The organism is Pedobacter montanisoli, assembly GCF_022809115.1.
In the GTDB taxonomy this organism is placed as follows: Bacteria; Bacteroidota; Bacteroidia; order Sphingobacteriales; family Sphingobacteriaceae; genus Pedobacter; species Pedobacter montanisoli.
In genome coordinates this window covers 1,244,819-1,258,737 of sequence record NZ_JALGBH010000002.1, presented here as the reverse complement: position 1 = coordinate 1,258,737, position 13,919 = coordinate 1,244,819, and the positions used below count along the sequence as shown (strand labels likewise).

The 13,919-nt window shown below is 37.7% G+C and carries 10 protein-coding genes; 8 read left to right on the top strand and 2 right to left on the bottom strand.

The genetic code is table 11. From position 1 onward, the window contains the following. Positions 1–9: 9 nt before the first annotated feature. From MMF97_RS13225 to MMF97_RS13190, 8 genes are all read left to right on the top strand, one after another. On the top strand, positions 10–1,200 hold the full coding sequence (locus MMF97_RS13225) for a PilN domain-containing protein (protein ID WP_243362942.1): 1,191 nt from the start codon (positions 10–12) through the stop codon (positions 1,198–1,200). Next, positions 1,201–1,746, top strand: coding sequence for a hypothetical protein (locus MMF97_RS13220; RefSeq protein WP_243362940.1), 546 nt, complete (start codon positions 1,201–1,203; stop codon positions 1,744–1,746). Positions 1,747–1,782: 36 nt separating this feature from the next. Beyond that, positions 1,783–5,526 carry a hypothetical protein gene (locus MMF97_RS13215; protein WP_243362939.1) on the top strand — a complete coding sequence of 1,248 codons (3,744 nt, stop codon included), beginning with the start codon at positions 1,783–1,785 and terminating at the stop codon, positions 5,524–5,526. Between the two features lie 44 nt (positions 5,527–5,570). Further along, positions 5,571–8,780: a DUF6443 domain-containing protein gene (locus MMF97_RS13210; protein WP_243362938.1), complete on the top strand. Its 3,210-nt coding sequence runs from the start codon at positions 5,571–5,573 to the stop codon at positions 8,778–8,780. Further along, positions 8,777–9,721, top strand: a complete 945-nt coding sequence (locus MMF97_RS13205) for a TolB family protein (protein ID WP_243362937.1) — start codon at positions 8,777–8,779, stop codon at positions 9,719–9,721. Before MMF97_RS13210 ends, MMF97_RS13205 begins: the two co-directional genes overlap by 4 nt. A 219-nt stretch (positions 9,722–9,940) precedes the next feature. Then, on the top strand, positions 9,941–10,219 hold the full coding sequence (locus MMF97_RS13200; RefSeq protein ID WP_243362936.1) for a hypothetical protein: 279 nt from the start codon (positions 9,941–9,943) through the stop codon (positions 10,217–10,219). Between the two features lie 618 nt (positions 10,220–10,837). Then, positions 10,838–11,248 carry a hypothetical protein gene (locus tag MMF97_RS13195; RefSeq protein WP_243362935.1) on the top strand — a complete coding sequence of 137 codons (411 nt, stop codon included), beginning with the start codon at positions 10,838–10,840 and terminating at the stop codon, positions 11,246–11,248. A 293-nt stretch (positions 11,249–11,541) separates the two neighbouring features. Beyond that, positions 11,542–11,736, top strand: a complete 195-nt coding sequence (locus MMF97_RS13190) for a hypothetical protein (protein WP_243362934.1) — start codon at positions 11,542–11,544, stop codon at positions 11,734–11,736. 686 nt (positions 11,737–12,422) lie between these two features. Here the strand turns inward: MMF97_RS13190 and MMF97_RS13185 are convergent. Both MMF97_RS13185 and MMF97_RS13180 read right to left on the bottom strand, forming a co-directional pair. Then, a complete protein-coding gene (locus MMF97_RS13185; protein ID WP_243362933.1) occupies positions 12,423–12,839 on the bottom strand; it encodes a response regulator in 417 nt (138 codons plus the stop codon). After that, a complete protein-coding gene (locus tag MMF97_RS13180) occupies positions 12,829–13,908 on the bottom strand; it encodes a hybrid sensor histidine kinase/response regulator (protein ID WP_243362930.1) in 1,080 nt (359 codons plus the stop codon). The genes MMF97_RS13185 and MMF97_RS13180 overlap by 11 nt, the downstream gene beginning before the upstream one ends. Positions 13,909–13,919: the final 11 nt, after the last annotated feature.

Genomic DNA, 13,919 nt, shown 5'->3' with positions numbered 1-13,919 from the left:
TAAAAAATAATGGTTGAAGGACTTCAGACTGTATTAGGAGTAGAACTATATATTCAGAGCGATCATACCTATAGTTGCCGTTATTGCCTGCTAAACAGAAAAGGTAATGAAATACATATTCAGGCATGTAAAACCTTAGAAGGCTCGCTGGTAAATGTTATTGCTGCTTTACCCAAAGCATATCCTATAGCTTTGGTTTTAACAGGCAAGGGGCTTTTGCATAAGAATATGCAACTTACCGATGATGCGCCTTTAGTCCAGTTATTTCAACAAGCTTTTCCGGCTATAGCACCCCAGCAATTTTATATACAGTTTTTTAAACAGGAAGCATTTGGTTTGCTGAGCATAATTAGAAAAGAAGGGGTTGATGAATTATTAGATAAGTTGAAATTGGCTGGCCTCAAGATTTATACAGTTAGTTTAGGAGCTATTCATTCAGTACATATATGGCCTCAACTCAATTTATATGGAAATAGTTTGCATTATGATGGGCATGCTTTTGAATTAGATGAAAAACGTAATTTTATCGGTTATAAAATAGATCAGGAAGCTAGAAACAGTTTTCCGTTAAAATTAGGACAAGAGCCTATTACAGAAAAAAGTGTGGTTGCTTATGCGGCAGCTTTCCAACTTTTGTTGCACCAAAAATTACAGATGGTAATTGCTGATGTAGCTTCTGTTAATACCGCTTTTATAAAAGAGCAGTTCAATACTAAATTAAAGCAGCGTGCTTTATGGTTTTTAATGGCACTTTTTGGTTTACTGCTGATCAGTTTTGCCAGCCTTACGCATTTTAATCAGCAAAATGAAAAACTGTTACAGCAGGTAGGCGCCCAAACTGCCAGTGCAGATCAGCTTGTTTTATTGAAAAACAATGTGGGTAAAAACGAACAATTGCTTAAAGAACTGAACTGGAACGGAGGCTATAACTATGGCTGGTTGCTTAATGAAATAGGACAAAGTAAACCAAGACAACTTACTTTAAATGAAATACGCATTAACGATTTTAAAACCGAAACAGAAAAGCAAGATAAAACCCCGCAAATTAAAATTACAGGTGTAACGAACAATCTTACAGCGGTAAATAACTGGATTTTCTTACTTAAAGAAAAAAAATGGGTAAAAACGGCCAGACTAACCAGTTACCAGGAAGACCCGGAAAAAGAACAATACCAGTTTAACTTTCTTATTACCTATTAAATGATGTGGAACAGGCTTAACGAACAACAAAAAAACTGGGGTTTTGGGGCAGCAATAGTTGTCACATTTATCATTGCTTATCATTTCTCTTTTAAGCATACCATTGCGGCGTATCGTTTAAACCATAAGCTTAAAAAAGAGCAGGTTGATATGCAGGGCGAAGATAGCGCATTTTTGCAGGTAAATAAGAAATACCATTTTTATACAGAAGTTGTAAAATCTTATCAGGTAAAGAAAGAAGACCGCGACAACCGTTTGTGGCAAGCCGTTTCAGGAATGGCTGTAAATAAAAATGTTAAGATCAGTTATACCCCGCAAACAGCAGAACTTACAGATACTGCCGGATTAGCCAAAGAAATAAGTACACAGCAATTTACTTTTAAAGGCAATTATTTTAATCTGGTAAAATTACTGGATACCTTAAGCAAAAGCACCCAGACAGGTCATATAGGCAAACTATACATCTACCAACCAAAAACAGGAATTACAGAAACTAAAAACAAGGATCTAACCTTACAACTGGACCTGAAAATGTTAGATAAATAGAAATAAACCAAAAAATAGCAAGAATAATCTTACACAATGAATCTTAAATTAATCAAAAAACTATTTGTTTTGATGATCTGTATTGTTACAGTAAATCAACTCAAAGCTCAAGACCCTACCAATTATGTACAAACCAATTTAATTCCGCCCTCGCCTACTGTAAATAGTCTGGGTAAGTTTGGACAAACCCCTATTAACCTTTCAACGGGAGTGGTCAGTACATCTATTCCATTATTTGTACTAGAGGGAAAAGAACTTAAACTGCCTATAACTCTCAGCTACAGTTATGATGGCTTTAAACCTTCCCAATCTGTAGGCTGGGCTGGCTTGGGCTGGAATATACAGGCTGGTGGTGTAATTACCCGTATGGTTAATGGCGCTGTAGACAATACATTTAATTATGGTTATAACTATGAGGATCCAGCTGTACAAGCTTTGATTAACAGTCCTTCTTATAGTTATGAGTTTTTAAAAGCAGGAACCAATATGCTTTATGATCTGGAACCAGATATTTTTCAGTTTAATTTTGGTAAATATTCAGGAAAATTCATGTTGGTAAATGGTAATTTCTATTGTTTCCCTTATCAGAAACTCTCTATTTCAGGATCTGAGAATGGATTTTTAATCATTACAGAAGATGGTACCCGCTATAGTTTTAACGAAAAAGAATATACCAGCGCAAAAGGAGACCCTAATGCGCCCTATACACTGCCTAGCCATATATCTTCATGGCATTTAAGTTCTATCAGTACACCTTCAGAAAATGAAAGCATCACATTTCAATATGAAGATGAAGGATCTGTGATAACTAATGGTACACTTACCCAAACTTTTAAAAAGAAAGAAACCTTAACCCCTCTGGGACAAGATGTGCTTACGCCTATTAAAGGCACTTATCCTGTTTATATTTCTTCTAAAAGACTTGTTTCAATTAAATCTGATAAACATGCAGTGTACTTCAATGCACAAGATCAGCGAAGAGATGACCTTATGCATCATATAGGTGGTAATCTCAGGGCAATAAAAAATATTGTGGCGGCAGATAACAGCGGCCAGATCAAAAAATGGAATTTCAATATGGGATATTTTGGTGCTTCCAGCCCTAACGGAAAATACCTCAAGTTGGTTTCCTTAACTGAAGAACCCGGAGTTACGGCACCGGGAATTTTAGAAACTCCTGGAATTTCTTCAAAGACACATCTTTTTGAGTATGAGGAAGATGCTGTAGTGCCAAATAAATACGATGCCATGCTTGACCATTATGGTTATTACAAAACAGGGGTTTTTAGTGGTGTGCTTCTACCTGATTTTATTTATCCCACCACCGGTCCAAATAGAGATCCTAATTTAGAAGGTACAAAATTAGGGGCATTGAAAAAAATTACTTATCCTACCGGTGGAACTACTACGTTTGAGTATGAACTTAACAAGACCTTTAAAGGAAATAATTACGTGCCAGAAGGCGCATCTGCCAATACTTTTATAGAATGGCAGCCTGCTTATCTTAATGGGGAGCATTATGGATCAAATTATGTGTTTTTCTCATTAGATCAAGAACAAGACATCAATATTTTTTTAAAGAGAACAGTAAAAGTAGTTTCCCTAGACTCTCTTGCAAAAAATAAATATGCAGATTTCAAGATCTACAAAGTGTCAGGAGGTCTGCCTCTTGCAAATCCGGTATATGAAGACATGATTGGTCATGAAGGAGATAATCCCGGAAAACTATTCCTTAAAACACTTCCTGCGGGAGATTATGCCCTTTGCGTATTCGTAGATGATAAAGAAGACCGGATGGAGGCCGATGTATCATGGACTAGATCTAGTGGCGTAAAAATAGAAGGAGGAGTTGTTGGAGGACTCAGGGTAAAAAGCATAACAGATCATCCCCTAAATGGAGAAACACTGGTTAAGAATTTTCAATATGTGAACAGCGATGGATTTTCATCGGGTAGTGGGCATTCTGGTGCAGACTACGTTACATTAGCGTATAAAGAAATAATTTTTGATGGCATTGGTCATGAGGTTAATTACCTGTTAACCAATTCATATATTTCAGGTCGCTTTGATGAAAGTGTTCCCTTTTTTTACAGAACGGTATTTGAAGAAGACCTTTCAACAGGTGCAAAATTGAGAACCCGTCATGATTTTTCCTCATTTTCTGGATACAATACGGGTATAGAAGAGATTAGCACAACCAAATACAAAGATTTAGGTACAGGTTATACACCGGTGCAGAAAACAGATTATGTGTATGAAGAATCGTTGGATGGCGTTAGATTTGTGGGGCTTAAACCTTACCAAACCATGTCTGCCACCATACTCGGAGGTTTTTGGACAGGACCTACAGACGCATTTGATTCAGGATCTAATATTTATGATCAGACCTGGAAATACCTGAAAACCGTAAGAGATGTGGTATATACAGCCACAGATTCAGTAGTAAGCGTAACCAACCACATTTATAATCCCATAACCAGAAACCTGTTGCTTACCCGTAAACAGCAGTCTGATGGTCTTCATACGGTAAATAAATTTAAATATGCAGAAGATTATGTTGATGCCGTTAGTGCTCCGTTAAAGCTTAAAAAAATATTGTCTGTTCCTTTGGAAGAGCAATTATGGAAGTATAAAGGAACAGATTCTGTTTTAGTGGCTGCTCATCTTACTTCATTTGATCCTGTATTGTTTAAACCTGCAAAAAAATACTTATTAAGAGGAGAGGAGATATCAGGACTGAACAATGAGACAAAAACAGGAACATTGTATAACAACCTGATCAGTGATACCCGATATGAGGAAATGGTAAATTATAATTATGGTGCAGGAGGAGAATTGAATACACAGCAATTAACAAATGGCGTCCCGATTTCTTACCAATGGGGATATGCCTCTGTAATCCCTACACGCACGGTAAAAAATTATCCTGTGGCCGAAGCCAAAAATGCTTCAGTTTCTGAGTTCTTTACCCAGAATTTTGAAGAAGACAACACTGCCACCAATGGCGATGCCCATACAGGTGCTAAATACCATTTAGGAACCTATACGGTTAACTGGGCTATTCCCAATACCCGTTCTTATGTGATTTCTTATTTTTACCGTAGCGGCGGAAAATGGATATTTAAAAAGCAACCTTATTTGGGTACGCTAACGCTTTCTGATGGCGATGCCATAGATGATATTGTCATATACCCGGCAGATGCCTCCATCAGAACATTTACCTATCTTGCCGGAGGAAATCTGGGCTCAGTAACTGAAACTAATGGTTATACCTCCAGATTTGAATATGACCTCTACCTGCGTTTGCTTAATGTTTTAGATGACAATAAGCATATTATAAAAAGTTACGCTTACAATTATGGCGGTTCAGGCGGCGGCACAACCCCGCCAGAGAGCAGCATGATCAACATCAGTTACTACAATTACTGTGTTTTGGATGCCGGTAACCAGCCCTCGGCCGGTGTGGGGGAGTTAAAGATCAAAGACGGCACCGGCAATGTAGTTTATACCTTTACAGAAGCCCAGTTACAAGCAGGGGTGAGCATCGCCACAGGCACCTATACCTTTGAATACACTACATACGGTGTAAAATGGAAAAGAAACTCGCCCAGCGGGAATATAGGCTGGCTGGCCACCTATCTGGAAGACAACGATACCCTGAGCTACTTGCACACCGTGCAGAACGATGAAAGAACCAGCAATGTGTACGTGGTAAACGGGGTAACAGTAAGCCATAACCTCAATCTTTACATAGACAGGTTCATGCCCTTTATTCCATAAACAGAGATAAAAATAACAAGATATTAACCAGATAAACGATAACGATGCGACGCAATCTCTTAATTTTTTTGCTGATCCTGAGCGGTTTAAGTTACGGACAGACACCCAGCACAAACCAGAACCATGTAATGGAGACGGTGGTGAAGGTACCGGGCAAGACCACCATCAGCTCACTGAACGGGCTGCCGGTAAGCCAGGCCAACCGCACCATCCAGTATCTTGACGGGCTGGGCCGTCCCCTGCAGACGGTACAGTGGCAGGGAAGTGCCACGGGCAAGGACCTGGTACAGGTATTCGAATATGATGCCCTGGGCAGGGAGGTGAAAAAATACCTGCCCTATGCCGAGCAGACCGCTACCGACGGCAGTTATAAGCCGTCAGGCATCAGCAGCCAGCTGAACTATTATACAGGACAGGCCACGGGCAGCAGCATCAAGGCCACCGGCAGCCCCTTCAGTATTACGGTATTCGAGGCCAGCCCTCTGAACAGGGTAGAAAGACAGGGCTATCCCGGGGCAAGCTGGCAGCCTACCGGCAATACCGGCACCGAGCATACCGGCAGGCTGAGCTACGGCATCAATAACAGCGATACCAATTATGGCACCACGGGCCATGCGGTGAGGCTTTACAGGGCCACAGCAGGTACGGCCAGCTATACCCGCACCCTGATCAGCCCGGGCTACTACAGTGCCGGCCAGCTGTACCTTACCATCAGCAAAGATGAGAACTGGCAGGGCAGCGACGGCAAGGCCGGGACCACCGAAGAATACAAGGACAAGGAAGGTAGGGTAGTGCTCAAGCGGGCCTTCAACTACAAGGCCGGCCAGATCGAAATTCTGAGCACCTATTATGTATATGACGACTATGGCAACCTGAGCTATGTGCTGCCACCGGGAGCCAATGCCGATGCAAATGTCCCTACCCAGGCCCTGCTGGACAACTACTGCTACCAGTACCGTTACGATGCCAGGAGAAGGCTGGTAGAGAAGAAACTGCCCGGCAAGGGCTGGGAGTACATGGTGTACAATAAGATAGACCAGCTGGTACTGAGCCAGGACAGCAACCAGCGGGCAAAGAGCAGTCCCGAGTGGCTGTTTACCAAATATGATGCCTTGGGCAGGACTATTATGACAGGGATACTGAACAGCAGCGGAAGCAGGATAAACCTGCAGGCAGCGGTAGATGCAGAAGCCGATGGCACCAGCCCGGACTATCCTCTGTGGGAGAGCCGCACGCCCGGCAACGACTACAGCAATATGGCCTATCCCCGCAGCTATGCCTACCAGCTAACGGTGAACTACTATGACGATTACAGCTTTCCCGGGAACGGCAGCGGCTACAGCTATGTAGCCTTTGGCCCCTATGGCAGTGCAAGTGAAAAGACCAAAAGCCTGCAGACAGGCAGCAAGGTAAGGGACCTTGGCAACGGGGCCATGTACCAGAGCGTGAGCTATTACAGCGACAAGGGCGAAGTGATCCAGCTGCACATGGACAACCATCTGGGCGGCAGGGACCGGACCGATAACACCTACAACTTTGACGGCAGCCTGAGCAGCAGTACCCGTACCCATACGGCCTACAGCGCCACTACCACCATAGCCACCACTTATGACTATGACCACATGGGCAGGAAGCTCAGGACCAGGCAGCAGATCAACGGCCAGCCCGAGGTTACCCTTTCAGAATATGTGTACAACGAGCTGGGGCAGCTGAAAGAGAAGAAACTGGCCGATGGCAGGCAGAGCACCACTTACAGCTACAACGAGCGTGGCTGGTTGACCAAGAGCAATAGCAGCGAGTTCAGCATGGAGCTGAAATACGACAACGGCAGCTATCCGCAGTACAACGGCAACATCGCAGACCAGGCCTACACCAACGGCAGCGGCAACAGCTTCACCTATAGCTATGACAAGCTGAACAGATTGACGGTAGCAGCGGCCACAGGAATGAGCGAGGTACTGGAATACGACCTAATGGGCAACATCACAAGCCTTAACAGGGACAATGCCGGGGCAAAGACCTATAACTATACCAATGGCAGCCAGCTGCAGAACATACCGGGGCTGACCGGTACAGACTACCAGTATGATGGCAACGGCAACGCGACCACCGATGGCAGGAACGGCGTAACCCTGGGCTATAATTACCTTAACCTGCCGAGTACGGTAACGGGACCGGTCAATATCACATACACCTATGATGCAACAGGTAGGAAGCTGAGGAAAACAGCTACGGGTACCAGTACCACTACAACCGATTATGTGGACGGGATCCAGTACACTAACGGAACAATAGACTTTATCCAGACCGAGGAGGGCAGGGCGCTGAACAGCGGTGGTACCTACACTTACCAGTATAACCTTACGGACCACCTTGGAAATGTAAGGGGAAGTTTCGATATTTATAACAATGCTGTGCGGATGCTGCAGCGTGATGATTACTATGCCTTTGGCAAACGAAAAGAAGTACAGTCTGGCGGCACGAACCGGTACCTTTACAACGGTAAGGAACTGCAGGATGAACTGGAGCAGTACGATTACGGCGCTAGGTTCTATGATCCGGTTATTGGTAGGTGGAATGTGGTGGATCCGCTTGCGGAATTAGGCAGACGGTGGTCACCATACACCTATGCAATGGATAACCCCCTTCGTTATATAGACCCTGACGGGATGTGGGTAAAAGATGAAAATGATAATGAGAGTTCCAATGACCCAGATGAGATTGCTGCTTTTCTAGGAAAGGAGAGAGAGCCAGATCAAGATAAAGAAAAAAATACAAACAAAAGAGGGGGTACAAAGGATTGGCTAGGAGATGGAGGAAAAGTGAAATATAACGGAAAGGCGTATTTTGGTTCAAACTTTATAGGTCCAGGTCCTGATGTTGACCCAGGAGAATTAGGTTTGACACCATTAGATATGGTCGATTTAGCAGCATTTAAGCACGATAGGGCATATTTTGAAAATAAAGCTTCTGGTGTTACGGGAGCTTTATTTGATATGAAAGTTAGAGAAGCAGATATACAACTTGCTAAAGATGCTTTAGAAGTAATTAGCCAATATAAAAAAGGAGGAATAGATCCAATTACTAAAGAAAAGATATCAGAAAGAACATATAATATGGCTAATTTAGTTTTCAAACTTTTTTCTGAAATTTCTGTGGCAAAGCAAACTAGATATGCTGCAGCTTCACCTATAAATAATTTTTTAAATAATGTGAGAATAGGGTTTAACAAATTTATAAATTCAGTAAAATGATGTATCTAAGATTAAGAAGTATAGTAATACTGCTATCTATAATAATATTACATATAAGTTGTAATCATTCTCAGAATAATGAGACTGTTAGTGAGGGAATATTAGATTTCGATATTGCTTCAGATGGTCAGTCTATTATTTTTACATGGACAAACAATGGCAGTTCTTCTATTTATAAAGCCAATGTAGATGGAAGCAATTTGCATGAACTTTTCAGAGCAAAGGATAATTTGTTAACATATCTCCCAAGATATTCTTTTGATGATAGTAAAGTTGTGTTTATAAGGAGAATACCAAGTGCCAAACAAAGTTCAGTATGGATTTTGGACATTAAAAAGAATAATCTTAAAAAGGTTTTAGATAATAATTCTTTAATTATTGAAGCTACATTTTCATATGATAATAAATCACTTTATTTTACCAAAGCAAATGACTATGCAGGATATTCTCCATTATCTAGAAAAGCTGCTCATGATTTTGATATCTATTCTTTGAATTTAAATAATGATAATATAAGTAAGATATCTAACCTTAATGCTTACAGTTTATATCATATTACAGATTTAAATAGTGATCAAATATTATTCGCTATGAGAAGTAAAGATGATGGTGTTTTTCTTTATAATAAAAAAGAGAATAAATTAAAAAGGATTGTCACATTAAATGATACGATTAATAACTCTAAAACTTATTCAAATCCTGTTCTAATAGATAATGATGTTATGGTATGTTCTTCATATTATGAGTTGGTTAAAATAAATATGAAAACACAAACAGAATCACAAATATTATCTTCCACCGGTACACAGTTTAAAGATGTAAAATATAATAGAAAAACGAATAAACTTTTTTTTCGGAAGAATGATAATTCAACCAATATCTACTCTGTAAATATTGATGGTTCAGATTTGAAGGAAATATCTTTTAATGGCCTTCATTAATGTTATTTATACCGAACATTTTACACATACTTTAATATTAAATTAATAGGAACAGAAAGTTTTGCAATTATCGAAAGTAGCTAAACCGCTGTTTGCTGTTGCAGGAGGGAGATATAAGAACAACTCAATTTTTAGAAAAATACTTGGGTTTACTTGATTATACGCCTATAGGGAGATTTGCTTCTTTTTTAAGAAATAACTTCCGAAAATCCAGAAGATGTGATAGCGACATCATTAAATGCGCAAAGTTATATTGCGGGAAAAGGCTTGTCTTTACCTGCCGCTAAGGAGGGAACGAAGTTTTTTAAATTCGGAGGTGATGAAGCTGTTACGCATTTTGGTAAACACGCTGACCAAATAATGAAGGTTACAGGTAAATCTGCTTATAATCTTAAAAACTATGTTGATGATGCTAATTGGATAATTCAAAATGGAACTTATAGCTCTAAGCTAAACGGCTATTATCATTATATGGGTAATGCGGGAAAAGGCGGATAAAACTAAGCTTAATATAGGCTTATCCACAATTTCATATATAATTGCAGCCAAGGCTGGGGGAATTATGGGACTTGCTTTTTATACATTATTAGATAGTGCAGTTCCTGATAAAAATATTGATGGTTATCAGCGATCACCTATTCATAAGTACCCAGATAAAACTAGAATAATCAAATAAATTTTAAAATGGAAAAAATCTTTTATTTTCTACATGTCATATTAAAGAATGAAAAAAATATGGATAATTCATATTATAATGCATGTATAGCCTTTTGTGTATTACAGTTTTTTAATATTATGGTTCCTTTTATTTATATAAACAAATACATAGAATTCAAAGCCACTAAAGAAGGAGCAGTATATATATTCTTGCCAATTCTTCTTTTAATCTTTTATTTGAATTATAATCGGTTCTATAAAAGAAGGAAAATAATTTCAGAGAAATTTGAAAAAATATCCTCCAAAGAAAATCTAAACGGACTTTTATTAACCTGGACTTATTTAATCTTGTCTTTTGTCTCTGTTTATTTAATGATAAATTGATTAATCGTTTTTTTATTACTTGATTTATTTGGAGTAAACATTAATTGAAATTGGCTATATAGCCAAAAGAAAAAAATGAGAGTATTTCGTTTTAAAAGAATAAAAACTGGAGCTTATACAGCCTACACCGTTATCGCTGTTATACTTAGTATTTTTATTTTTACAGGGTTAAATATGTATATAAATAAACCGATCGCCTATTTGCTAGTATCTATTATGTCTCTTATTTCCATATTATTGGCTGTAAAAAAAGCTGGAAAAGAGTTTGAAGAAATTGTAATATTTGAAGATGATAAACTAAAGTTCTATTTTCAAAATAGAATGAGGGAGCCCCTTATCATATCAAAGTCTGAAATCTCGTTAACTATATTAGAGGATGAAGTCGAGTTTAAAACATCAAATACAGATAAGTTTATAGGAAAAGCCTACAAAGTTAATCTTGAAGCAGATTATAGTTGGGAGGATTTTATACAAGGTATCTCCTAAGAAGAAAAAAGAACAGATATAAATAATAAATAACTCTTTAGTGGAAAATCAGTTTTATTGTTAGCTCTATTATTAATAACATTCAACTTATCAATAATACCTTTCTTTCATGATATCCCTCTACTAAATATGATTGCAACTTTATTTATAGGGAAATTTAATGGTCAATTTTTGATTGACACTTTACTAAATACCTCATTAATATTGGCAAGTATAATTATGATAATTATTACTCGATTTATCTGGAATAAACGTTAAAATATAAATTGTTCATATAGCCAAAAGAAAAAATAATGAACGCTGATGAAATAATGATGCTTTTAGTAGGAGCTGCCTTTCTTTTTTTTAGTATTTGGTTATTATTCCATATGCTTAAAGAAACAAAAAATGGGTATAGAGGTGGTTTTGGAAATGATATTAAGCTATACGTAGGAGCAGTTCTGGGAATTGTTTTAGGAATTGTTTTGATATTTAAATCATTGTTTTAGAAATAATATTTGTATTTCAATATGTGATAAACCAAAAAAATGAGATTAATTAATTATATAGAACTTTTATTGGTATTTGTATATATCGTATCCAGATTAATAACAAGTATTAGCCATTCAAATTATGATTATATTTCTGTAATCAGTGCTTTTATTTTAGGAATACTATATTTCCCTTTGGGTTTTTATACTCTACAAAGTAGGAAGGGGGTGTATATAAGACCATCAATATTAGGGCTTTTATTGAGTATGTCAGTTGTGTCAATCATATTTAGTTTGTTAAAAATAGATTTATCCTTGATATTATTACAATTTTTAATGGTAGTAAGTATTCTTGTATCCTTAGGTTTTGCGATAGAAAAGATAATTAAGAAAGATAAAGGTTATCCATTGGAGATAGTCAGACTCTTAGGGATGTTCATATTAATGTATTGGTCTTATAGTACCTATATTTCTTGAGCTGTCTAAAAGATCAAAAGTAGGGATTAATACTTGTAACAGTAAGGAACTGGAACAGTATGATTATGGGGCTAGGCTCTATCTCAGAAAATGAAAGTCTATCTTTTTATGAACTAAAACACTAAAGTCTGGCAATTTGCCAGACTTTACCATTTATATTAATTTATTACTCTTGAATATACTTTTCAAGAAATGATATACCTGTAAAAAGATCTAATTAGTTTAAATTAATGCGCAGAGTTAAAGGTAGCTTTCAATACCTCTTCCAGCTCATTAGGATACAAAGGTTTTTTGAGCAAACGCACTACATAAGGATTTGCCTCGGCCTTTTTAATATCACCAAAATCTAAAGTTGAAGATAAAATAGCGAGCTTGCAGCTGTTAAGAAAAGAAAGCGGCAGATTTTTATAGAGTTCTAAAAACTCAAACCCATCCATTTCAGGCATTTGTATATCCAGTAAGATAAACTGAGGAAGCAGGTTAGGGTGGTTGATATGCTTTTTGATATAAGAAAGCCCCTCAGCGCCAGATCTGCATATAATAATATCATCAAAAAGTTTAGATAATGCAATAACCTTTGAATTGATCTTAAGATCAATATCATTGTCGTCAATCAGCATCACTTTTTCGGTTCTAGTTTGCATTAGGAATGTTAATTTTAAAAGTTGTTCCTTCTTCTATTGTTGAATTAACGGTTATTTTACCATTTATCTTATTTAAAGCTTCTTTTACGATAAATAATCCTAAACCGCTGCCGTTTAAAGCATTGCCTTTAAAGAACTGACTGAATATTTTTTCGAGATGTTCTTTTAAAATACCGATACCATTATCATGTATGGTAATTATAGCTTCAAAGGCGTTTACATCTATATTTATATTAACTTTTTTATGAGTTTCTGTTTGTTTCTGATATTTCACAGCGTTTGAGATCAGGTTGCCCAATATAACTTCAACTCTGAAAATATCGCCTTTAAATTTTACAGGCTGGTTTACATTTAAGGTAAATACAGTTTCTATGTCAATATAAGTGTACAGATCTATCAGTTCTTTCAATAAACTTTCAAAATCTATATCGCTCTTTTCTTCTACATTTTTTGCATTCTTATAATATTGTAGCGTTTTTTGGATATAGTAGTCCAGTTTATTAGAGCAGGCTTCTATTAAGCCCCAGTACTCACCGCTTGAATTATATAAACCTTCCATCTTTACTAAATTCAAGATACCCAGAACTGATACCAAAGGAGCTCTTAACTCATGCGAGATACTATAAATAAAGCGGTTCAGCTCGTCATTGGTTTTTTCAAGTTCCTGCATTTTGTTGCGTAAATCTATTTTAGATTTATAGGCGTCATAAGCATTTTTGATAGAATTATGCAGTTCTAAATCGTTCCAGGGTTTCTGAATATAGCGGTAAATATCTCCATGATTAATCGCATCAGCTAAAGCTTCTATATCAGTATATCCGGTTAGTAAAATACGGATAGGATCTGGGTGTGTATGTACAATACTTTTAAAGAATTCTACACCTGTGGTGTTGGGCATTTTCTGATCTGCAATGATAACATGCATTTCAATGTTCTGCAAGATTTCTAATCCCTCTTGTGCCGAGATAGCAGTATAAATTTCGTACTGCCTTCTAAAGCTGGCTCTAAATGCCTGAAGATTGTTTTCTTCATCATCAATGTACAAAACCCTTACGGTAGTAGAACTCATATAAGTATTAA

Excerpts from the sequence above, each read along its gene's own strand:
- MMF97_RS13225 (WP_243362942.1), top strand. The coding sequence starts at position 10 with ATGGTTGAAGGACTTCAGACTGTATTAGGAGTAGAACTATATATTCAG.
- MMF97_RS13220 (WP_243362940.1), top strand. The coding sequence starts at position 1,201 with ATGATGTGGAACAGGCTTAACGAACAACAAAAAAACTGGGGTTTTGGG.
- MMF97_RS13215 (WP_243362939.1), top strand. The coding sequence starts at position 1,783 with ATGAATCTTAAATTAATCAAAAAACTATTTGTTTTGATGATCTGTATT.
- MMF97_RS13210 (WP_243362938.1), top strand. The coding sequence starts at position 5,571 with ATGCGACGCAATCTCTTAATTTTTTTGCTGATCCTGAGCGGTTTAAGT.
- MMF97_RS13205 (WP_243362937.1), top strand. The coding sequence starts at position 8,777 with ATGATGTATCTAAGATTAAGAAGTATAGTAATACTGCTATCTATAATA.
- MMF97_RS13195 (WP_243362935.1), top strand. The coding sequence starts at position 10,838 with ATGAGAGTATTTCGTTTTAAAAGAATAAAAACTGGAGCTTATACAGCC.
- MMF97_RS13190 (WP_243362934.1), top strand. The coding sequence starts at position 11,542 with ATGAACGCTGATGAAATAATGATGCTTTTAGTAGGAGCTGCCTTTCTT.
- MMF97_RS13185 (WP_243362933.1), bottom strand. The coding sequence starts at position 12,839 with ATGCAAACTAGAACCGAAAAAGTGATGCTGATTGACGACAATGATATT.
- MMF97_RS13180 (WP_243362930.1), bottom strand. The coding sequence starts at position 13,908 with ATGAGTTCTACTACCGTAAGGGTTTTGTACATTGATGATGAAGAAAAC.